Here is a 19,147-nt window from a genome sequence, read left to right as displayed (position 1 = left end):
GCTACCGGGGCCCGGAGCCGTCGCCGAGGACGCGTACGGCCTCCACGACGAGGTCCCAGAACCGGTCCGCGTCGACCCGCGTACCGACCTCGACGGCGGCCGGCAGGCCCGTCACCCCGTGCAGGTCCACCACGGTCGCGCCCCGGGTGTACGTGCCGTTCAGCTCCACCGTCACCGCGGCCCGGACCAGTTCCACCAGCGACGGGTCGATCAGATGGGCGACGGTCAGCGGGTCGTGCAGCGGGGGCGCGTCGAAGCCGAACACCTCGCGGTAGGTGGACGCGAAGTAGGTGAGCAGTTCGACGCAGAGCGCGCTCAGCGGGGTGCCGAGGGCGGCGATCCGGGCGACGACCCCGGGGGTGGCCCGCACCTGGTGGGTCGCGTTGAGGCCGAGCATGGTCACCGGCAGTCCGCTGCGCAGGACGATGTCGGCCGCCTCCGGGTCGCACAGGACGTTGAACTCGGCGGCGGGTGTGGTGTTGCCGCGGTCGGTGGAGCCGCCCATCAGCACGATCCGCCCGATCCGCCCGGCGAGTTCGGGGTGGGCGAGGAGGAGGGCCGCGATGTTGGTGAGCGGCCCGGTCGGCACCAGCGTCACCGGCTCCGGGTGGGCGAGCAGGGTGTCCCGGACGAGGGCGAGGGCGTCGCGCGGGTCCTGCGGCACGTCCGGCTCGCCCGCGCCGAACCCCGGCCCGTCGAGCCCCGAGTCGCCGTGGATGTTCTCGGCGGTCCGGCGTTCCCCGTGCAGGGGCCGGTCCCGGCCCGCCGCGATCGGCACGTCGCGGATCCCGGCCACCGCGCACACCCGGCGGGCGTTGAGCGTGGTCTTCTCCAGCGTCTGGTTGCCCGCGACGGTGGTGATGGCGAGCAGGTCGATCGCGGGGTGCGCGGCGGCCAGCAGGATGTTGAAGGCGTCGTCGTGACCGGGGTCGCAGTCGAGAATCACGGGGACCGGCATGGCCCCACCGTCCCACATCCGGCCGTCGGGAAGAGCGACACGCGAGCTGCGTGTGACATAAAAAACTGTCGCTGAATGAATGTGACAGCTATGCTTGTCGCATGAGTGACGCAACAGGGATCCCGACCCCCGACAAGAGCGACGACGACTTCTGGACCGCCGTCTCGCACCTGGTGGAGCCTCCGTGGAACGAGCCCACCCAGGACGACGCCTTCGCCATGGACGAGGAGGTGCACGACGCGGTACGCGCCCTGGCGGAGCGGATCTCGACCCGCCTGCTCGCCTACCGCGCCGCCGGGAAGACGTACGACCCCGTCCTCATGGCCGCGCCCGACGTGCAGCTCGCGCTCCTGAGGGCGCTCTACGAGGCCAAGCAGTCCGTCGACCGGCTGGCGGAGAGTGCCGCCACCGTCGCCGGGCGCAGCGGCGCGAACTACGCGCAGCTCGGCGCCGCCTGGGGCGGCATCAAGCGCCAGTCCGCCCGGCTCAAGTGGCCGCACGCCGTGGTCAGGAAGTCCACCAGCGAGTCCATCCCGCTGCACTACGCGGGCGGCACCGCTGTCGTGCACCACGACGCCGAGACCGACGCCTGGTGGTACACCGCCACCGCGGCGGACCAGCGGGAGACGGAGTCCGAGCCCGTCCACGGCACCTACGCCGAGGCCATCGCCGGCGCGACCGAGTTCCTGCTCTCCCACGCCGCGCCGGACGGCGACTCCCCGTCCTGACGGCTTCGGTCCGATGGGCGCCGGTCCGATGGGTGCCGGTCCGATCGGTTCCGGTCCGGCGGGCTCGCGCGTGGCGGACCTGGCCGGCGGGCCCCGGGGGGCGGGGGGCTCCGGGCCGGCGGCTCCCGGGAGGCGGCGGTGTCAGAGGCCGCCGTCCCCGCCGCCGGCGGGGTCGCCGCCCGCCGGCCCGTGCGGACCCCGCAGCTTCCGCGACGGCGGCACGGGGTAGCGGGACAGCAGCGCGTCGAGCCGCGCGAGGGCGGCGGCGGTGGCCATGAGGACGAGCGCGGTCGCCGCGAGCCCGACGCCCGCGTGCAGACCGTTCGCGTGCAGGACCACACCGATCCCGAGACTCGCCGGGACCCCGAGACCGGCGACGGCCGTCTGGAGCACCTCCAGCCGTTTGCGCGCGCCGAACCGGGCGGCCATAGCGGTGTCCCCTCGCCGTGACGTGAGTGCTCCGTGCGGGGGGTGGTTCCCGCCCCGCCACGGCGGAACACCCGCCTCCACGCGCCGTACGTCCCCGGCCGCCGCGTGCGCCGGAGCCGCCGCGGGCGGATCCTGGAAGGGACGGGGCAGCGCCCCGGGGCACGTACGGCCCCGGCGGCGCCGACCGGCGCGCGAGGAGGCAGACCATGACGCGGAACCTGGAATGGAGGGTCGGCCTGGAGCTGAGCGAGGAGTCCGGCCGGACGCGGGCGGAGGCCAAGCTCGACACGGGCACCGCGACCTTCACCGGACACGGCTCGGCCCGCTGCAACCCGGCGGACACGGACGTACCGGCGATCGGCGACGAACTGGCCGCGAGCCGGGCCATGAAGGACCTGGCGGGCAAGTTGATGCGGGAGGCGAACCGCGAGATGGAGGCGGTGGGCGCCGACACCGTGCCGCGGCGCACGGGTCCCGGATACGGCTGGCCGGAGGCGGTGTCCTGACCTGAGGGGCCCGCCGCCGCTCCGGACCGGAAACGGTCCGGCGAGAGCCCGACGCCCGGCGGGGCCGCACGCCCCGCGACGCCCGGGCGCCCTCGGGCCTCAGTCCCGCGGCGGCTCCACGACCAGATGGTCGACCACCTCGACCACCCCGTCCACCGACTCGCACAGGCGGCGCAGCAGCGGGACGAGGTCCTCGCGGCCGACGGTGCCGCTCAGGGTGACCCGGCCCTCGTCGACGTCGATGTGGACGGCGGCGGGGGAGAGGCCGAGGATGCGGACGACCACGTCCTCCCGGATCTCCTCCTGGATGGAGCGGTCGCGCCGCAGGAACAGCTGGAGCAGGTCGCTGCGGCTGAGGACGCCGATGAGCCGCCCGTCCGCGTCCACGACCGGCAGGCGCTTCACCCGGTGCCGCTCCATCAGCCGGGCCGCCTCGACGGCCGTCCAGGAGGGACGGGCGGTGCGCACGGGGCTGGACATCATCGCCTCGGCGCTGCTGGGGCCGTCCTTGGCGGTGTGCCGGCGCAGCAGGTCCGCCTCGGAGACCACGCCCACCGGCCGGTTCTCCTCGTCGACGACCGGCACGGCCGTGATGCCGTACTCGTCGAGGAGCCGCGCGATCTCCTTGAACGGGGTCCCGCGCTGGACCGCGACCGCCGTCGGGGTCATCAGGTCCGCGACACTGCGGTTCCTCATGGTCCGTTCCGTCCCTTCCGAGGTGACGGCTCCATGATCTCCCATCCCGCGAGGCGCGGGAGCACGGGGTGCGGGGGAGGGCACGGGGAGGCGCCGGGGCGCGGGGGACGGTACGGGGGCGCCGCCGGGGCGCGGGGGGCGCCGCTCGTACGGCCAAGTCCCCATGCCCGCTACGGCCGGAGGACCCGGAAGGGCCGGCCGGATCCTCCTCGATCCGACCGGCCCCTCCTCGTCACCCGCGCCCGCTCGGGAACGCCTCCCCGGGAGGACGCGTCCGCTCAGGAGCGGGTGACCGTCACCTCGTGGAGCGAGTAGCCCCACTGCGTGGCCCGCCGTTCCCCGTGGACGCGGACGTACCGGGCCGTGGTGGAGGCGAACTCGGCCGTGTCGTAGCCCCCGTCCCCCGCGTCCGTCGACCACACCGTCCGCCAGGCCTCGCCGTCCTCGGAGACCTCGATCCGGTACTGGCGCGCGTACGCCCGCTCCCAGTCCAGGGTCACCCGGCCGACGCGCCGGACCTCGCCCAGGTCCACCCGGAGCCACTGGCCGTCCGACCAGTCGCTGGCCCAGCGGGTCCCGGTGTCACCGTCGAACGCCCGCCCGGAGGCGTAGCTGGTGAACGGGTTCCACTCCGTGGAGCTGGCCGAGGCGGGCCTGCCCGCCGCCAGGTTCACGCCGGGCTCGTGCCGCTCGGTCGCCCGCCAGGTCCGCAGGTACGACTCGGCGCCGAGGGCCAGGTCCCCGATGACCTCGGGGCCGCCCGGGGTGAGCCGGATCTGCTCGATCCAGTCCGGCACCAGACCGGCGTGCGCGGCGCCGTCCTTGTTGAGGTCCCAGGTCCGCTCGCCGGTGACCTGCCGGTCGAGGACGGTGCCGCCGTCGAAGCTGCGGTACGGGTACGTCACCGCGTTCGGGGCGTCCTCGCCGACCGGGCCGGGCCAGCCGCCGACGCCGTTCATGTCGGTGCCGTACCCGAGGCCGACGCCGTACTTCTCGCGCAGCTCGGCCTTGCCGTTCGCCTCGCCGATGAAGCCGCCGGCGTCGTGCATGTACGGGGCCGTGAACCCGCCCAGCCTGTAGAGCCGTTCGGTCCAGTCGAGGTCCATCCAGCTGTGCGTGGAGAGCACGCCCGGGTACTCCTCGGCCTCCAGCATGTCCAGGGCCCGGCCGGCCGCCTTCACGCTCATGTGGTCCAGCTCCAGCATCATGCCCCGGTCCATCATGCCGCGGAGCGCGTACTCGCCGAGCCGGGTCAGCCCGCGTGTGTTGCAGCGCGCGTCGGAGGCGTAGCCGGGCACGCTCACCCCGGCCGGCAGCTTCGCCGCCATGGCGGCGGGCGCCTTCAGGCCGATCGGGTTGTCCTTCTGGGGGCCGGCGCACTTCTCCGTCGCCCAGAAGGTGCCGGTGGACAGGAACTGCCCGATGTTCACCGCCACGCCCGTCGTCCCGCTGTCGAAGCGGACACCGCACAGCGCGTTGTCGAACTTGTGGCACAGGAACATGCTGCGTACGCCGAGCTGGTGGAGCTCGTCCAGGCCGCGGTCGATGTCCGCCTTGTCGCACTGGGCCACGTCGAGGATCTGCTTGCAGCCGAACGGCTCCGAGGTCTCCACGCCGAGGACGACGGCGAGCTTGCCCTGCTCGATCACCGACCGCGCCTGGTCGGCACTGGTCACGATGCGGAACCAGCCCTTGCCCGGGCCGCCGAACAGCGAGTCGACGTAGTCCTGCATCTCGTACGTCTTCCTGGCCTCCAGGCGGATGGCGTCCATCTCGTCGCACCCGCGGTCGCGCGGCATGATCGAGCACAACAGGCCGTTGGAGACGAGGTCGTTGACGAGGACCCGCTGGCCGCCGCGCCAGGCACGCTCCAGCCAGGCGTAGTAGTTCTGCTGGTGGGTCAGCGAGTTGTGCGCCGGCCAGTCCGCGAAGGTCGGCCAGCCGTCGGGGTCGTGCTTCCCGTCGGCCCCGCCCGTCAGGTTCTCGAAGAGGGCGCCGGAGCCGTCCGGATAGTGCTCCGGACAGTCCTTCAGCGCGTCGGCCGCACCGGCCGTGGAGAACGGCTTGCCGCAGATCAGCCGGCCGCCGAAGCCCTCGTTGGACATCACGTGGTTGTGCGCGTCGACGAAGCCGCGCACCCGCCCCTGCGCATCGGTCCCGGTGAACGGCGCGCCCGCGGCGTTCACCTGCGAATCGGCCGCCGGCCGGGCGGTCGGCTCCCACCACGGGGAGCCGGCCGCGGGGACCGGCGCGGCGCCGAGGAGCAGCGCCGCGAGGGCGAGGAGGAAGGACACGAGACCGAGGCGGCGTGTCCCGCGGAAGGGAGAGGAACTCCGTGCGGTGCGTGGGCTCATGGTCGGAAGGCCTCCGGTCGGTGGGGGTGTACCGGGCGCCCCGAGGATCGCGGTGCCGGAGGTCTGAGTCAAGAGTCCGGGTCAAATGACCTACTGGTGATCGAGGAGACCCCGCGGGCCCTTCCCGCCGACCGTCACCCCTCGATCAGCTGAACCAGCTGATCAGCCGTCAATTCCAGCTGTGCCGCCGCCGTTTCCTCGTCCCGCAGGACCAGGTACTGGAGCGTCATCCCGTCCACCGCCGCCGCCAGGTACCGTGCCAGCGTCGCCACCGGAACCTTCGGCTCGGCGCCCCGTACCGCCCCCACCTGCTCCACCAGGACGGTCGCCGACCGCACGTACTGCTCGTACTGCGCCCGGGCCAGATGCTCGAACCCGGGCTCGCGCAGCGCGTACTGGGTGAGGTCGTACGTCAGCATGTGCTGGCCCGGATGCGCGGTGACGTCCTCCCAGTACGTCAGCAGCGCCGCCCGCACCGTCTCGCCCAGCGTCGCCCGCGGCTCCACCGCCTTCAGCACCCGCGCCACGTAGTCGCCGATGATCGTCTCGATGGCGGCTTCGAGGAGGGCCTGCTTGGAGTCGAAGCAGTAGTGGAAGACGCTCAGCGAGACACCGGCCTCCGCGGCGATCGACCGCGTGGTGGTCCTGGCCACCCCGTCCCTGGTCATCGCCCTGATGGCCGCCTCCACCAGCTGCCGACGCCGCTCCGCCGACGACATCCGCCCCATGCTGCCTCCTCATGTCCGGGCGTCAGGGTAACCGCCCCCTTCCGTCCGCCGATCGGCGCGCCACCCCCTCGCGCCGATCGCCCACGGAGCGAAATCCCTTGTGGCAGGCTGGGTTCCACTCGGGGAGGGGACGGACCATGGATGACGAGATCCAGCTGTTCAGAGACGGTGACGGGCTGGCCGTCCTGGGCGATCCGGCGGCGGTCGAACGCTTCCTCGTCTCGGAGGGGCTGCCGGCGAAGGGCCCCGGGACACGCCGCCTCGGTGCGGCCCTCGGCGACGCGGCGGGCGCCGCGCGGGCGGGCGCCGACCTCGCCGCCGACGCGGGTCGCTGGGTGAAACTGTCCGAGGAGTCCGCGCGGAGGATCGACAGGATCGGACTCAGGAAGAGCGCCGCCACCGGACTCGAGACGGGCGTGCTGAAAGGCCCCAGGGGTCAGGTCAAGGGCTTCGTGGAGTTCGCGGGGGGAGGAGCGCTCCGCGGCAACCCCGCGCGGCTCGCCGGCGTCGCGACGGTACTGGCCCAACTGGCGATGCAGCAGGCCATGGACGAGATCGCCGACTACCTCGCCACGATCGACGAGAAGGTCGACGACGTGCTCCGAGCCCAGCGGGACCAGGCTCTGGCGCGCGTGATCGGGGTGGACTTCGTCCTGAAGGAGGCCCTCACCCTCCGGGAGCGGGCGGGCGGGGTCTCCGAGGTCACGTGGTCGAAGGTGCAGAACACCTCCACGACGATCGCCGAGGCCCAGGCGTACGCGCTGCGCCGACTCGACGCGCTCGCCGAGAAGACGGAGAGCAGGAGCAAGGTCGGTGACCTCGCCAAGGCGTCGAAGGGCATCGAGTCCCAGGCGCGCGAGTGGCTCGCCGTGCTGGCGCACTGCTGCCGACTCCAGGACGCCTTCTCCGTACTGGAACTCGACCGGGTGCGAGCGACGGAGCCGGACCGGCTGGACGCGCACCGCTTCGGGCTCCGCGCCGCCCGGAAGCACCGCATGGAGCTCATCTCGGAGAGCACGGAGCGCCTGGTGGCCAGGATGCACACGGCCGCCGGCACGGCCAACGCGAAAGTGCTGCTGCACCCGACCACGTCCCGCGAGGTGGTGCACGCGCGCAACCACGTCGAGGTCGCCGTCGTCGACTTCCACGGCCGGCTCGGGATCGAGCGCGACCAGGAGGCGCTGGAGGCGCGGCGCTGGAAGGAGGCGGCCGTGGAGGTGAGGGACAGGGCGCTGGAGAAGGGCGCGGAGAACCTCGACGCCGCCCGCCGTCTCGGCACCGAGACCTTCGACCGGGCCAGGTCGGCGACGGGCAGGCTCTCCGGCGGCCTCGCCGAGCGGGCGTTCCGACGGCGCGGAGGGGACGCGGAGGGCTGAACGGGCCGCGCCCGTGGACCGCGTGGACACGACCCGCGCCGACCGGGCGAGCGGGCCGCCGGGCCCGGACCCTCACCCGACCGCTCCTCCACCTCTCACCCTCGCCTCCCCGCCCCGACCGCTTCTCCACCTCTCACGCTGCCGCCCCGCCCCGCGCGCGACGAGCCCCCGAAACAGCCCCGCACGCCCCTTGCCGTCGGGCCCGCATCCCAGGAGTCTCCTGCCATGATCCCGCCCAAGCCCACGGAAGACCCCACCCCTCCGGCCCCTCCGACCCTTCCCGCCTCCACCCGGCCGCGCCCGCCCCGCCGCACCTTCGTCCTGGTGGCCGTCTGGACCGTGTTCGTCGCGGCCGTGTCCTCCGGCATCACCGCCACGGTCGTCGGGGACGGCGGCGACGCCGACGTCCAGGACGCCGCAGCGCCGAAGGCCACCCCGTCGATATGGCGGGACACCCGTACGTACCCGGCCGATCCCCCGCCGGAGCCGGAGACGACCCCCAGCCCGACGCCCGCCACCCGGACCTTCACCCTCGGCGAGAAGGCGAAGAGCGGTGGTGCGACCGTCGTCGTCAGGAAGGTCGGCGAAGCCGTGACGGTGACTCTCGACGACTTCGACTCGGACAAGATCCTCAAGGCCGGGGCGGGAGCGAAGTTCGCGATCGTGGAGACGACCGTCCAGAACGACGGCACCGACTCCTTCGACCCCGTGTGCGGCGGCGGCATCTCCCAGGGCCTGGTCGACGCCGAGGGGCGGAAGTTCGACCTCATCGACGAGGCGTTCCTGGTCAAGGCCAACCACGAGGCCGACGCCTGCGGCGAGGAGGTCCAGCCCGGATTCGAACGCGAGGCCGTCTTCGTCTACAGGATCCCCGCCTCCGCGAGCCCCGCCGCATGGATGTTCTCCGGCTCCAGGGGCATGACCGAAGGCGACCAGGCCGTCGTACGGCTGACGGGCGCCACCACGTCGGGCTGACGGTGGGCGGCCGGGACGCGCCGCCCGCCCACCCGTCCACCGGGCGTCCGTCAGCCCGGACCCCGGCCCCGGCCGCTCCGTCCCCTCCCCGGCCGTTCCCCCGTCCCCGTCCCCCGAACATCCCGCACCTACCCGGAGCCGCGTCATGTCCCCGTCCGTCGACGAGGAAGACACCCGCAAGGTTCGGACCGCCGTCCTCGGGCGGTCCGGATCCGATGTCCCCGCCTTCCTGCCCTTCGACCACGACGACTTCGACACCTTCATGCGGGGGCGCTCCCGCGACGACTTCTACTGCGGGATCCTCCTCGGAGGCTGCGGCAAGAAGCTCACCGCCAAGCGCTACCTGGAGAAGAAGTGCCACTTCGCGCACCGGCCTCCCGTCCACTGCCGGCGCACCGCGAACGGCGAGTCCAGCGCCGACCACCTGTACATCGGCAAGGCCCTCCAGGAGTGGCTGTCCCGCCTCTGCGGTCACCCGGGGGCGAGCGTCACCTACCCGGACCTGGGGACCGGCCCCGGTGACGCCGTCGAGGTCCGGTTCGGCGGGGGCCGGCTCATCCGGGTCCAGATGGCGCGCGCACAGCTGAAGACCTGGCGGAGCGACCGGGAGCGGCTCGGCCCCCAGCATCCGCGCGGCGTCCACTGGGCGTACGGCCCCGACAGCGGCCTCGCGCACAACGAGGTCGAGGTGAGCGGCCACGCCATCCGCCTGTCCTGCCGTACGGAGCAGGGCACCCGGAAGGTGTGGGTCGGGACGCAGCGCCCTGGCCACCCCGTCGCGTGGGCGACCCTCGCCGAGTGCCGCCTGACGGACGACGGCATCGTCACCCCCGCCCTGGCCACGACGCCGGATCCCGTGCCGGCGCCCCCGGCGGTGCCGGCCTTCCCGCTCCGGTCCGGCAGCGTCGCTTTCACCGGGGCGGCGGAGGTTCCGTCGGCGCGGACGGACCACGCACGCTTCTACGAGGCCGACGTGCAGCCCGAGGGGTCGGCCGCGACCCGGGCACTGATCGGCCTGCCGGACCAGGCCCCCGATCCGCAGCCGCACGTGATCCACGTCCTCACCGGTGTCGCTCACCTGTGCCCGCGCGAGGAAGGCGGCTGGCTGATCCGGGCCGACGCGGCGACCCCGCTCCCGCACCGCGTGGATCCACGCTGGCCCGACCTGCGTCCGCCGGCCCCTCCCGAGCCGGCGCGGCCTCCGGCTTCGTCCGAGGGAGCGATGGTCGCCGCCCTCCGTACGAAGCTGGAGCAGGTCCGACGGGCGCGCGGGCTGATCGACTGGGAGACGCTGGTCGCTCAAGCGGGCGCCGTGCCAAGCGACTTCACCCCGGCCGACCGAGTCAGGATCCTGGTGGCGGTCGACACCCCCCACACCCTCGACACACCGTTCCTCGCCGCGGTGGTGAAATCGGCGCACGCGGCTCCGGGACCCGCCCCCTTCTTCGCGGACGTCCTCGCGGCGCACGGGGTCGGCGAAGACCTGACGGAGGCCCAGGTCGACCGCATCTGGCGGTACTCGGTACGACACCGCGCCACGCCGACGGAGCGGCCTGTCCCCGAGGCCCGGGCGGACGAGGCCCGAACGGACGTGGGCGGGGCGGGCGAGGCTCGAACGGATGTGGGCGGGGCGGACGAAGCTCGAACGGTTGTGGGCGGGGCGGTCGCGGCCCGGCGGGACGACGAGCCGGACCCGAAGCTCGTCGCGGAGCTCCGGAAGCACCTGAGGCTCATGGCCAGGGGGCGAGCGCTGATCACGTGGAAGGCACTTCTGGCCGGCCAAGGGATCCTGCACTCGACGATCTCCGTGGCGACTCGGTTCCACCTGCTCGTCGCGGTCGACTCCCCGTGGAAGCCGGGCAGGCCGGTGCTGTCCGCGCTGGTGAAGGAGAAGGGGAGGAACGGCCCGGACGCGACGTTCGGCGCGGTGCTCAAGGCGCTGGGATGGACGCCCAGCGCGGCCGTCCCGTCCGTGGACGCGGCCTGGCCCGTCGAACGCGACCGGGTCTACGCGGCGGCGAAGAACTGGAACGTCCCCGCCCCGGGGACCGCCGGGCCCGCGGTCGGCCGGTACGGCCTGACAAGACGGTTGAAGGGCAAGGTCGACGACGTCAGGCGCGCGCTGATCCAGACCGCCACCCGTGAGGCGTGCCTGGGCTGGAACGCGCTGGCCGTCGCTTCCGGCCTGGACCCGGGGCTGCTCTCCGACGCCGAACGAACGGCGCTCCTCGTGGCGGTGGACCGGCGTTCCCCCGCGGAGGGCCCCCTCCTGTCGTCGCTCGTGATCGGCCCCGGCCACACGCCCGTGCCGTACTTCGACGACATCCTCCGTGCTCTCGGCCGCCCCCATGGGCTTCTTCCCATCGAACTCGGCCGGGTGCGCAAGCAGGAGCAAGCCCGCGTCTTCGAGGCGTACGGCCGCCGCGGGAGCACCACGACCGGAGAAGGGTGAGGACGAACCACCCGCGGGCCCGCCGCGCGGGCGAGCGAAGGCCGGGGCGCCGGCCGGGCCGCGCGGCGGGGGCGGACGCTACTTCTCCGAAGCGAAGGACACGAACCGACCCCAGCCCTCGCGGCCGACCGAGAGGGCTGAGCGGCTGACGTCCTTGGAGTCCCGGACGTGGACGGCCCGTCCGGCGACGGCGACCTCCACGCAGCTGTCGCCCTGGGTGCCGCTGTGGCTGGACTTGAACCAGGCGAGTTCCGTCGGGGCTGTCATAGCTCTCCTCGCAGTCGCTCCAGCAGGCCCCGAGATTCCTTCGGGTGGAGGGCCTGCGAGCGCAGTGTGTCATAGCGCTGGTGGAGCAGTCGCACCTCTTTCGGGTCGGTGATCAGGCGGCCGTTCTGCTGTCCCTCGGAGTATCCGAGCCGTCGTCCGTCCGGGGTTTCGATCAGCTGCACCGATCCGTCCAGACAGCCGTGGAACTCCGCCTCCAGCGGCACCACTTGCAGCGTCACATTGCGCGCGTTGCTCAGTTCCAGGACCAGGTCCAGCATGCTCCGCTGCACCTCGGCCCCGCCCAGCCCGCGCCGGAAGACGTGTTCCTCCACGATGAAGCCGAACGGCACGGTCGGGCGCTCCCACAGCATCCTCTGACGCTTCAGCCGTGCCGCGAGCTGAGTGTCCAACTGCCCTTCCGTCAGCAGCGGGACGCTGTTGTCGAACACCGCTCTCGCATACGCCTCCGACTGCAACAGCCCAGGCACCAGGCGGCACTCGTACGTGCACAGGCTCACCGCCACCTTCTCCAGCCGCGCCCAGCGCCGGAACCACACGGCGAGTCCCGCCTCGGAGCGGGAGAGGAAGCGCGCGGACCTCCGCAGCGCCCCGGTGTTCCCCAGCACCGCGTCGCCCCGGTCGACGAACGCCTCGTCCGGCATCCTCCGGCCCAACTCCACCGACTCCACCGTGTGTCGGGAGAAGCGGACCAGCTCCGCGAACTCGGCCCGGCTGAGTCCGGCGTGCTCGCGCAAGGCCTGGACGACGGCACCGAAGGTCCGCAGACTGTCCGAAGGGTCGGGCTCCCGCTCGTCGTCCTCGGTCTCCCACTCGTCGTCGCCCTCGGCCTCGACGATGCTCATACGCCGCCACCTCCACGTGCACCCGCGGCAGCTCCCGCGGTCGGCCTACTCAGCGTGACGGCTCACGGCTCGTACTGTCCACCGTGGGTGCCCGTACGCTGACTCCGCGTACGGGGTGCGGCGCTCGCGAGGCGTGGCCCGCCGCCGCCACTGTGGCCCCATGAACCAGACCTCACCTCAACCGACTTCCCCCGTACGTGTGTTCAGCCAGCTGATCTCGTCGACGCGGAGCGGTGCGCGCCTGGCCAGACTCCTCACCTTGACGGAACTTCATTTCTGGGGCGCGCCGCAGGACCTCACGGAGCGTGCCGAGCAGGTCGTGGCCGAGCTCGCCGCGAACGCCGTGCTCCATGGCGGGCTGCGGGGCCGTGACTTCCGGCTCGGGCTGGCGCTGGACACGACGGCAGGCGTCCTCCGCGTCGAGGTCACCGACGCGCGCGGCGACAGGTGGCCCGCCGTGCCCGCCCAGGTGGGCGCGGGAGAATGCCGGCGCGACACGGGCAGGGGTCTGTCGCTGGTCGACGCGCTCGCCGACGGCTGGGGAGTCGTCCCGTACCACCCCGGAGGCAAGACCGTCTGGGCGGTTCTCGGTGTCGGACCCCGGGTGTAGCTCAGCCCGTCGACGGCCAGGCGTTCCGGTGCGCGAGGTCCAGGATCAGTGCGGCGATGTTCCAGGCGTCGTCCTCGCCGCTGTGGTGGCGGCCCTCCAGGGGGAGGCCGGCGTGGACGAGGGCCTGGGCCATGCCGGGGCGGCGGGGGAGGGCGTGCGCCTCGGTGAAGACCGCTTTCGCGTTGGTGTGGCGGCGGCCGAAGGGGTACGGGGCGCGGGCCGCCTCGCACTGGCGGGTGAACTGCTTGCGGTCGTAGTCGCCCCAGCTGGCCCAGGGGCGTACGCCGGCGGCGTGGTCCCGGGCGAGGACCCGGCAGGCGGACGCGAAGTCGAGGCCGGTGTCCACCTCCGCCTGGGTGAGGCCGGTCAGTCCGGTGCAGAAGGCGCTGACGCGGGAGCGGGCGGGCCGGACCAGGATCCGGTGGCGGCCGACCCGTTCGCCCGCGGCCAGGTCCACCACGGTCAGCCCGATCTCGATGATCTCGTTGACCTGCCCGGGCGGTGGGGCCGTGTCCCAGCAGGTGGCCTCGACGTCGACGACGTTGAGGAGGTGGCGGGGGTCGCGGGATTCCATGCGGGGAGCGTAGGAGGCGGGCCGGGGGCGCGGCACCTGGATTTCGGGAGGGGCGCCTCAGTCCTCTTCCTCGGCCGTCTCCGGGGCCAGCACCTCGCGCAGGGCCGCGACCGCGTGGGCGCGGTGGTCGTCGAGCCAGCGGACGGCGGCGTCCTTGTCGCACTCGCGGAGGGCGGAGAGGACCGCGCGGTGCTCGTGGACGGCCTGGGCGCGGTGGGCGGGGTCGGTGTAGTAGAGGGAGCGGTAGGCGTCCGTGGAGTCCCACAGGGTGGTGATCATGCGGACGAGGCGGGGCATGCCGCAGGCGTCGATCAGGGTGAAGTGGAAGCGGCGGTTGGCCTCGGCCATGGCTGTCACGTCGCCGGCCCGGGCGGCGCGCTCGACCTCGCGGTGGATGGCCGCCAGGGTGTCCGTCAGCCCCTCCGGACCGACGTCCATGGCGCGCAGGACGGCCTCGGTCTCCAGGAGGGCGCGGATGCGGTAGATCTCCTCCAGGTCGGCGAGGGACAGCTCGGCGACGAAGTAGCCGCGGTGGACGTGGTGGACGACGAGGCCCTCGGCCTCCAGCGCCTTGAGGGCCTCCCGGAGCGGGACCCGGCTCACCTCCAGGCGGGCGGCGAGCGCGTCCTGCCGGATCGGCGCGCCCGGCCGGAGCTCGCCGCCGGTGATGGCGCTCCGCAGCTCCTCCAGGACGAACTGCTGGGCCGTCTGGGGACGTCGCCTCTCCGCCGTGCCGCTCATGATCCGGTCTTCCCTCCGTGTCGCCTGCGCACCGGCGGTCCTCGTTGCCGTCGGTGACCGTCATCTTCCTACGGATCAGAGGTCCGCAACCGAGTTGTCCACAGGTGGGATTTCGGCCAGTACCTCGTCGGTGTGCTCGCCGAGCCGCGGGGGAGCGGAGCGGTAGGCGGGCGGGGTGGCGCCGAAGCGGACCGGGTGCGCGACCTGGCCGGGACCGGCGGCCCCGTCCGGGAGCCGGACGCCGAGCCCCAGCCGGTCGGCCAGCGCGAAGGCGCCCGCGAGGTCGTTGATCGGGCCGCAGGGCACGCCGGCGGCGGTCAGCTCCTCGAACCAGGCGTCGGCCGTGCGCGAGGCGAGCGGTCCGGCGAGCGCCTTCGTCAGCTCCTCGCGGTGGGCGACGCGGGCCGTGTTGGTGGCGAACCGCTCGTCCTCGGCCAGTGCGGGCCTGCCGATCCGCTCGCACAGGGCTCCGAACTGCCGGTCGTTGCCGACCGCGAGGACCAGGGGGCGGTCCCGGGCCTCGAAGACCTCGTACGGGGTGATGCTGGGGTGACGGTTGCCCATGGCGCGCGGGACGACTCCGGCGCCGAGGTGGGCGGCGGCCTGGTTGGTGAGGGCGGAGAGCAGCGAACCCAGGAGCGAGACCTCGACGCGCTGGCCCTCGCCGGTCCGCTCCCGGTGCCGGAGGGCCGCGAGGACCCCGAGGCCGGCGTGCAGGCCGGTGATGACGTCGACGAGCGCGACGCCCGCCTTCGTCCCCTGTCCGTCCGGCTCGCCGGTGACGCTCATCAGCCCGCCCATGGCCTGGACGAGCAGGTCGTAGCCGGGCAGCGCGGCGCCGCCGTCCGTGCCGAACCCCGTCACCGAGCAGTAGACGAGTCCCGGGTTGGTGCGGCGGACCTCCTCGAACCCGAGGCCCAGCTTCTCCATCGTTCCGGGACGGAAGTTCTCCACCAGGACGTCCGCCCGTTCGACGATCGCCCGTGCCGCGGCCAGTCCCTCCGGATCGGTGAGGTCGAGGGCCACGGACCGCTTGTTCCGGTTGACCCCGAGGAAGTACGTCGCCTGCCCCTCCGCGAACGGCGGGCCCCACGCGCGGGTGTCGTCACCGCCGTCCGGCCGCTCGATCTTGATCACGTCGGCGCCGAGGTCGGCCAGGAGCATCGTCATGTACGGGCCGGCGAGGACACGGCCGAAGTCGGCGACGACGATGCCGGACAGGGCGCCGGGGCCGGCCTCGTGGGGGTGGTCCGAGTGCATTCCGCGCTCCCTGGGTGGGTGGGCCGTCGGATGGTGGATCGCGCGCGTCGCATGGTGGATCCGATACGGCGGATCGTGGATCCAGTACATCGGATCGTGGATCCAGAGCATCGGATCTTGGATCTTGGATCCAACGGATTGGAGATTGGATCCAATCGGACCGTAGGGGGCGCGGAGGGGATTTTCAATACTGGATCCAAAATCCAATCTGCGGCTACGCTCGGCACGCCACGCCGAGCACGCACCCTCGTCACAGCCGCCCAGGAGGCCGCCCGTGAAGTCCTCGCCGTCCACCCCCGCGTCCGCCGCCGTCCACCCCCTCGCCCTCCTCGCCGTCGACGGCCTGCTCAGCGACGAGGAGCGGGAGATCCGCGCCACCGTCCGGGCCGTCGCGGACCGCGAACTGCGCCCGCACGTCGCCGGATGGTTCGAGAAGGGGGAGGTCCCGGCACGCGAACTCGCCCGTACGCTCGGCGAACTGGGTGTGCTCGGCATGCACCTGGACGGCTACGGCTGCGCGGGGACCAGCGCGGTGGCGTACGGCCTGGCCTGCATGGAACTGGAGGCGGTCGACTCGGGTCTGCGCTCCCTCGTCTCCGTGCAGGGCTCGCTCGCGATGTACGCGATCTGGAAGCACGGCTCGGAGGAACAGAAGCAGCGGTGGCTGCCGAAGATGGCGGCGGGCGAGTACATCGGCTGCTTCGGCCTGACGGAGCCCGACGCAGGCTCCGACCCGGGCGCGATGCGGACGAACGCCAAGCGGGACGGGTCGGACTGGATCCTCAACGGCACCAAGATGTGGATCACCAACGGCTCCGTCGCCGACGTCGCCGTGGTGTGGGCCCGCACCGAGGAGGGCGTCCGCGGCTTCCTCGTCCCGGCCGGCACCCCCGGCTTCAGCGCCCCTGAGATCAAGATGAAGCTGTCGCTGCGGGCGAGCGTCACCGCCGAACTGGTCCTGGACGACGTCCGGCTGCCCGCCGACGCGATGCTGCCGGGAGCCCGCGGCCTCTCAGGACCGCTCGGCTGTCTCAACGAGGCCCGCTTCGGCATCGTGTTCGGGGCCCTCGGCGCCGCCCGCGACTGCCTGGAGACCGCGATCTCCTACGCGAAGGACCGCACCGTCTTCGACCGCTCCCTCGCCTCGTACCAGCTCACCCAGCAGAAGCTCGCGGACATGGCCGTCGAACTCGGCAAGGGCATGCTGCTCGCCCTCCACCTCGGCCGCCTCAAGGACGCCGGCGAGATCACGCCCGAGCAGATCAGCGTCGGCAAGCTCAACAACGTCCGCGAGGCCATCGCCATCGCCCGCGAGTGCCGGACCATCCTCGGAGCCAACGGCATCACCCTGGAGTACCCGGTGCTCCGGCACGCCAACAACCTGGAGTCCGTCCTCACCTACGAGGGCACCAGCGAGGTGCACTCCCTCGTCATCGGCAAGGCGCTCACCGGCGAGCAGGCCTTCCGCTGACCCTCCCGAGGTGCCCGCGAGGGGCGGCCCGACAGGGCCGCCCCGGGCCTCAGCCCGCGGTCACACGCGCGAGGAACCCGTCCAGGTTCTCCATGGCGCGTGCCACCCGCTCCGGCACCGAGAGCGTCTCCTCGTGGCGCAGGCCGCGCAGCTTGGGGACGCGCTTGCCGCGCACGTAGAGGGAGCACGCCAGGTCGGCGCAGACGTACACGCCGACCGTGTTCCCCTCCCGGCCGCGCGGCCCCGCCAGCGGGGCCGCGAGCAGCGTCACACCCGAGGAGGCGTGCGGGGTCAGGCAGATCTGGCACATGCTCGTCTTCACGGCGCTGGTCCTGCCCGCGGCCGGCACCCGCAGGGACACGCCCAGCGGACCGTCCTCCCGGCGGACCACCAGATGGGCGCGCAGCGGCGCCCCCGGATCCACCCACCCCAGGAAGTCCAGGTCCTCCCACGGCGTCTCGGCGAAGTCCAGCGGCAGCTTCAGCCGCGCGGCGTCGCCCTTCGTCGCGTTCACGAACGACGAACGGATCTCTTTCTCAGTCAACGGTTCCACTCGTTGGACCGTACAGGTATGTCCGCCGCCCCGGCATCCGGATATTCCGCGCCCACGCACGGCGCCTCTCAAACCCCCGCCCACGCACAACACCCTCAAACCCCGTCCACGCGCGCGCCGCCCCTCAGGCCACCCACTCCGGCAGCGCCGGATCCGAGAAACGCCCCGGTGCCCCCTCCAGGGCCGCCGCCAGCCGCTCCGCCGCCTTCTCGTACACCTCCTCCGGCAGCGTGTACGGGATCCGCAGCCGGTGCTCGTGCGTGCCGGGATCCACCCCGAACCGCGCACCGCCCTCCACCCGCACCCCGTGCCGCAGCGCCCGCGCCGCCAACTGCGTCGCCACCGGCCGGCCCAGGTCGATCCACAGGCACATCCCGCCCGGCGGCACCGACCACCGCCACTCCGGCAGGTGCCGGGCCAGTGCCAGGCCCAGGGCCTCACGCCGCCGCCGCAGCTCCTCCACGCGCGCGTGGAGGATCGGCTCCAGCCTCCGCATCAGCGCCACCGCCACCAGCTGGTCGAGCACCGATCCCGACAGATCGGCCGTGACCCGGGTCCGGGTCAGCTCCGTGACCACCCGCGCCGACGCCCGCACCCAGCCGACCCGCAGGCCGCCCCAGCAGCTCTTGCTCAGCGAACCCACCGACACGATCTGCTCCCCGGCGCCCGCCCCGGCCGCCGCCGCGAACGGCGCGGGCGGCGGCACGTCGAGGGCCATCTCGGTGAGCGTCTCGTCGACCACCAGCCAGGTCCCCGTCGCCCGTGCCGCCCGCGCCAGCTCCCGGCCCTGCTCGCGCGGCATCAGCCGCCCCGTCGGGTTGTGGAAGTCCGGGATGAGGTACGCCAGCCGCGGCGCGGTCTGCCGCAGCGCCGCGTCCACGAGCCCGGTGTCCCAGCCGCTCTCGGTGACCGGCACCGGCGTCACCCGCATCCCCCGGCCCCGCATCGCGTCGAGGGCGTTGGTGTACGAGGGGTTCTCGGCGAGCACCCGGTCGCCCGGCCGGCCGAACTGCGCGAGGACCAGTGACAGCGCCTGCTGGGCCCCCGTCGTCACCAGGATCTGCTCCGGCCGGGTCGGCAGCCCCCGGGCGGTGTAACGCTCCGCCACCGCGGCCCGCAGCTCCGGCAGTCCGTACGGGTGGTAGCCCGGCGCGCCCGCGAAGCGCGGCAGCTCCGCCGCGGCCTCCGCCAGCGCCTCGGCCAGTTCGCGGGGCGCCTGCGGCGAGGCCAGCGCCAGATCGATCACCTCGTCCGTCGCCTCCGGGTAGAGGCCCAGCGCGGTCGGCGCCTGCCCGTCCGGCAGCGCCGTCCACGTGCCCGCGCCGCGCCGGCTGTGCGCGTACCCGCTCTCCCGCAGCAGGTCGTACGCCCCCGTCACCGTCGTCCGGCTGACCTCTAGGACCTGTGCGAGCTCCCGCTCGGCGGGCAGCCGCAGCCGGAGCGCGACCCGCCCGTCGAGCAGCGCCTCCCGTACCGCGCGCGCCAGCTCGCGGTAGCCGAACCGCCCCTCGGGCGGCGGGGTGAGCAGCGAGGCGAGCTGGCGGCCCGACAAGGTCCTGTCCGCGGTGTGGACCACACGACCCTCTGCCATGCCAATCACTCCTTA

At 73.3% G+C, this 19,147-nt stretch carries 19 protein-coding genes; 7 read left to right on the top strand and 12 right to left on the bottom strand.

What is annotated here, in order from left to right:
* Position 1 precedes the first annotated feature (1 nt).
* Positions 2-958, bottom strand: a complete 957-nt coding sequence (locus ACF1BN_RS29755; protein WP_392334691.1) for a nucleoside hydrolase — start codon at positions 956-958, stop codon at positions 2-4.
* Between the two features lie 101 nt (positions 959-1,059).
* Here ACF1BN_RS29755 and ACF1BN_RS29750 point away from each other — a divergent pair, with 101 nt between their 5' ends.
* Positions 1,060-1,686, top strand: a complete 627-nt coding sequence (locus ACF1BN_RS29750) for a hypothetical protein (RefSeq protein WP_392334690.1) — start codon at positions 1,060-1,062, stop codon at positions 1,684-1,686.
* A gap of 141 nt (positions 1,687-1,827) precedes the next feature.
* On the opposite strand, the gene ACF1BN_RS29745 is transcribed toward ACF1BN_RS29750, so the two are convergent.
* Positions 1,828-2,115: a hypothetical protein gene (locus ACF1BN_RS29745; RefSeq protein ID WP_392334689.1), complete on the bottom strand. Its 288-nt coding sequence runs from the start codon at positions 2,113-2,115 to the stop codon at positions 1,828-1,830.
* Between the two features lie 206 nt (positions 2,116-2,321).
* Here ACF1BN_RS29745 and ACF1BN_RS29740 point away from each other — a divergent pair, with 206 nt between their 5' ends.
* Positions 2,322-2,621 carry a DUF1876 domain-containing protein gene (locus tag ACF1BN_RS29740; protein ID WP_392334688.1) on the top strand — a complete coding sequence of 100 codons (300 nt, stop codon included), beginning with the start codon at positions 2,322-2,324 and terminating at the stop codon, positions 2,619-2,621.
* Between the two features lie 99 nt (positions 2,622-2,720).
* Here ACF1BN_RS29740 and ACF1BN_RS29735 read toward each other — a convergent pair whose 3' ends face one another.
* The 3 genes from ACF1BN_RS29735 to ACF1BN_RS29725 all read right to left on the bottom strand — a co-directional run bounded on the left by ACF1BN_RS29735 (position 2,721) and on the right by ACF1BN_RS29725 (position 6,399).
* Complete coding sequence (locus ACF1BN_RS29735; RefSeq protein ID WP_392334687.1) at positions 2,721-3,317, bottom strand: CBS domain-containing protein; 597 nt, start codon at positions 3,315-3,317, stop codon at positions 2,721-2,723.
* Positions 3,318-3,595: 278 nt separating this feature from the next.
* Positions 3,596-5,671: a discoidin domain-containing protein gene (locus ACF1BN_RS29730; RefSeq protein WP_392334686.1), complete on the bottom strand. Its 2,076-nt coding sequence runs from the start codon at positions 5,669-5,671 to the stop codon at positions 3,596-3,598.
* 134 nt (positions 5,672-5,805) lie between these two features.
* Entirely contained in the window at positions 5,806-6,399 is a 594-nt protein-coding gene (locus tag ACF1BN_RS29725) for a TetR/AcrR family transcriptional regulator (RefSeq protein ID WP_392334685.1), read from the bottom strand.
* 137 nt (positions 6,400-6,536) lie between these two features.
* Here ACF1BN_RS29725 and ACF1BN_RS29720 point away from each other — a divergent pair, with 137 nt between their 5' ends.
* The 3 genes from ACF1BN_RS29720 to ACF1BN_RS29710 all read left to right on the top strand — a co-directional run bounded on the left by ACF1BN_RS29720 (position 6,537) and on the right by ACF1BN_RS29710 (position 11,202).
* Positions 6,537-7,775, top strand: coding sequence for a hypothetical protein (locus ACF1BN_RS29720; RefSeq protein ID WP_392334684.1), 1,239 nt, complete (start codon positions 6,537-6,539; stop codon positions 7,773-7,775).
* A 225-nt stretch (positions 7,776-8,000) separates the two neighbouring features.
* Positions 8,001-8,750: a DUF4352 domain-containing protein gene (locus ACF1BN_RS29715; protein ID WP_392334683.1), complete on the top strand. Its 750-nt coding sequence runs from the start codon at positions 8,001-8,003 to the stop codon at positions 8,748-8,750.
* A gap of 145 nt (positions 8,751-8,895) precedes the next feature.
* A complete protein-coding gene (locus ACF1BN_RS29710) occupies positions 8,896-11,202 on the top strand; it encodes a competence protein CoiA family protein (protein ID WP_392334682.1) in 2,307 nt (768 codons plus the stop codon).
* A gap of 78 nt (positions 11,203-11,280) precedes the next feature.
* Here the strand turns inward: ACF1BN_RS29710 and ACF1BN_RS29705 are convergent, their stop codons facing one another.
* Together ACF1BN_RS29705 and ACF1BN_RS29700 are read right to left on the bottom strand one after the other, a co-directional pair.
* Positions 11,281-11,469, bottom strand: coding sequence for a DUF397 domain-containing protein (locus ACF1BN_RS29705; protein WP_392334681.1), 189 nt, complete (start codon positions 11,467-11,469; stop codon positions 11,281-11,283).
* The gene (locus tag ACF1BN_RS29700; RefSeq protein ID WP_392334680.1) at positions 11,466-12,332 is read right to left on the bottom strand and encodes a helix-turn-helix domain-containing protein; all 867 of its coding nucleotides are present in this window, start codon (positions 12,330-12,332) and stop codon (positions 11,466-11,468) included. The genes ACF1BN_RS29705 and ACF1BN_RS29700 overlap by 4 nt, the downstream gene beginning before the upstream one ends.
* 259 nt (positions 12,333-12,591) lie before the next feature.
* Between ACF1BN_RS29700 and ACF1BN_RS29695 the strand changes: the two genes are divergently transcribed.
* Entirely contained in the window at positions 12,592-12,942 is a 351-nt protein-coding gene (locus ACF1BN_RS29695; protein ID WP_392334679.1) for an ATP-binding protein, read from the top strand.
* A 1-nt stretch (position 12,943) separates the two neighbouring features.
* Here the strand turns inward: ACF1BN_RS29695 and ACF1BN_RS29690 are convergent, their stop codons facing one another.
* The 3 genes from ACF1BN_RS29690 to ACF1BN_RS29680 form a co-directional block, all read right to left on the bottom strand.
* The gene (locus ACF1BN_RS29690; RefSeq protein ID WP_392334678.1) at positions 12,944-13,516 is read right to left on the bottom strand and encodes an exonuclease domain-containing protein; all 573 of its coding nucleotides are present in this window, start codon (positions 13,514-13,516) and stop codon (positions 12,944-12,946) included.
* 57 nt (positions 13,517-13,573) lie between these two features.
* The gene (locus ACF1BN_RS29685) at positions 13,574-14,257 is read right to left on the bottom strand and encodes a GntR family transcriptional regulator (protein ID WP_392334677.1); all 684 of its coding nucleotides are present in this window, start codon (positions 14,255-14,257) and stop codon (positions 13,574-13,576) included.
* 75 nt (positions 14,258-14,332) lie between these two features.
* Positions 14,333-15,517, bottom strand: a complete 1,185-nt coding sequence (locus ACF1BN_RS29680) for a CaiB/BaiF CoA transferase family protein (protein WP_392334676.1) — start codon at positions 15,515-15,517, stop codon at positions 14,333-14,335.
* A gap of 274 nt (positions 15,518-15,791) precedes the next feature.
* Between ACF1BN_RS29680 and ACF1BN_RS29675 the strand changes: the two genes are divergently transcribed.
* Positions 15,792-16,988, top strand: a complete 1,197-nt coding sequence (locus ACF1BN_RS29675; protein ID WP_392334675.1) for an acyl-CoA dehydrogenase family protein — start codon at positions 15,792-15,794, stop codon at positions 16,986-16,988.
* Between the two features lie 49 nt (positions 16,989-17,037).
* Here the strand turns inward: ACF1BN_RS29675 and ACF1BN_RS29670 are convergent, their stop codons facing one another.
* On the bottom strand, positions 17,038-17,541 hold the full coding sequence (locus tag ACF1BN_RS29670) for an FBP domain-containing protein (RefSeq protein ID WP_392334674.1): 504 nt from the start codon (positions 17,539-17,541) through the stop codon (positions 17,038-17,040).
* A gap of 124 nt (positions 17,542-17,665) precedes the next feature.
* Positions 17,666-19,132, bottom strand: a complete 1,467-nt coding sequence (locus tag ACF1BN_RS29665) for a PLP-dependent aminotransferase family protein (protein WP_392334673.1) — start codon at positions 19,130-19,132, stop codon at positions 17,666-17,668.
* Between the last annotated feature and the right edge of the window lie 15 nt (positions 19,133-19,147).

Origin of the sequence: Streptomyces sp. NPDC014861 (assembly GCF_043081625.1) — a bacterium.
Classification (GTDB): Bacteria; Actinomycetota; Actinomycetes; order Streptomycetales; family Streptomycetaceae; genus Streptomyces.
This window is presented reverse-complemented; position numbering and strand designations above follow the sequence as displayed.

Bases quoted from the DNA above. Each gene is read 5' to 3' on its own strand.
- ACF1BN_RS29685 (WP_392334677.1), bottom strand. From the start codon at position 14,257: ATGAGCGGCACGGCGGAGAGGCGACGTCCCCAGACGGCCCAGCAGTTC.
- ACF1BN_RS29745 (WP_392334689.1), bottom strand. From the start codon at position 2,115: ATGGCCGCCCGGTTCGGCGCGCGCAAACGGCTGGAGGTGCTCCAGACG.
- ACF1BN_RS29730 (WP_392334686.1), bottom strand. From the start codon at position 5,671: ATGAGCCCACGCACCGCACGGAGTTCCTCTCCCTTCCGCGGGACACGC.
- ACF1BN_RS29715 (WP_392334683.1), top strand. From the start codon at position 8,001: ATGATCCCGCCCAAGCCCACGGAAGACCCCACCCCTCCGGCCCCTCCG.
- ACF1BN_RS29735 (WP_392334687.1), bottom strand. From the start codon at position 3,317: ATGAGGAACCGCAGTGTCGCGGACCTGATGACCCCGACGGCGGTCGCG.
- ACF1BN_RS29740 (WP_392334688.1), top strand. From the start codon at position 2,322: ATGACGCGGAACCTGGAATGGAGGGTCGGCCTGGAGCTGAGCGAGGAG.
- ACF1BN_RS29725 (WP_392334685.1), bottom strand. From the start codon at position 6,399: ATGGGGCGGATGTCGTCGGCGGAGCGGCGTCGGCAGCTGGTGGAGGCG.
- ACF1BN_RS29755 (WP_392334691.1), bottom strand. From the start codon at position 958: ATGCCGGTCCCCGTGATTCTCGACTGCGACCCCGGTCACGACGACGCC.
- ACF1BN_RS29750 (WP_392334690.1), top strand. From the start codon at position 1,060: ATGAGTGACGCAACAGGGATCCCGACCCCCGACAAGAGCGACGACGAC.
- ACF1BN_RS29690 (WP_392334678.1), bottom strand. From the start codon at position 13,516: ATGGAATCCCGCGACCCCCGCCACCTCCTCAACGTCGTCGACGTCGAG.
- ACF1BN_RS29720 (WP_392334684.1), top strand. From the start codon at position 6,537: ATGGATGACGAGATCCAGCTGTTCAGAGACGGTGACGGGCTGGCCGTC.
- ACF1BN_RS29710 (WP_392334682.1), top strand. From the start codon at position 8,896: ATGTCCCCGTCCGTCGACGAGGAAGACACCCGCAAGGTTCGGACCGCC.
- ACF1BN_RS29680 (WP_392334676.1), bottom strand. From the start codon at position 15,517: ATGCACTCGGACCACCCCCACGAGGCCGGCCCCGGCGCCCTGTCCGGC.
- ACF1BN_RS29700 (WP_392334680.1), bottom strand. From the start codon at position 12,332: ATGAGCATCGTCGAGGCCGAGGGCGACGACGAGTGGGAGACCGAGGAC.
- ACF1BN_RS29665 (WP_392334673.1), bottom strand. From the start codon at position 19,132: ATGGCAGAGGGTCGTGTGGTCCACACCGCGGACAGGACCTTGTCGGGC.
- ACF1BN_RS29705 (WP_392334681.1), bottom strand. From the start codon at position 11,469: ATGACAGCCCCGACGGAACTCGCCTGGTTCAAGTCCAGCCACAGCGGC.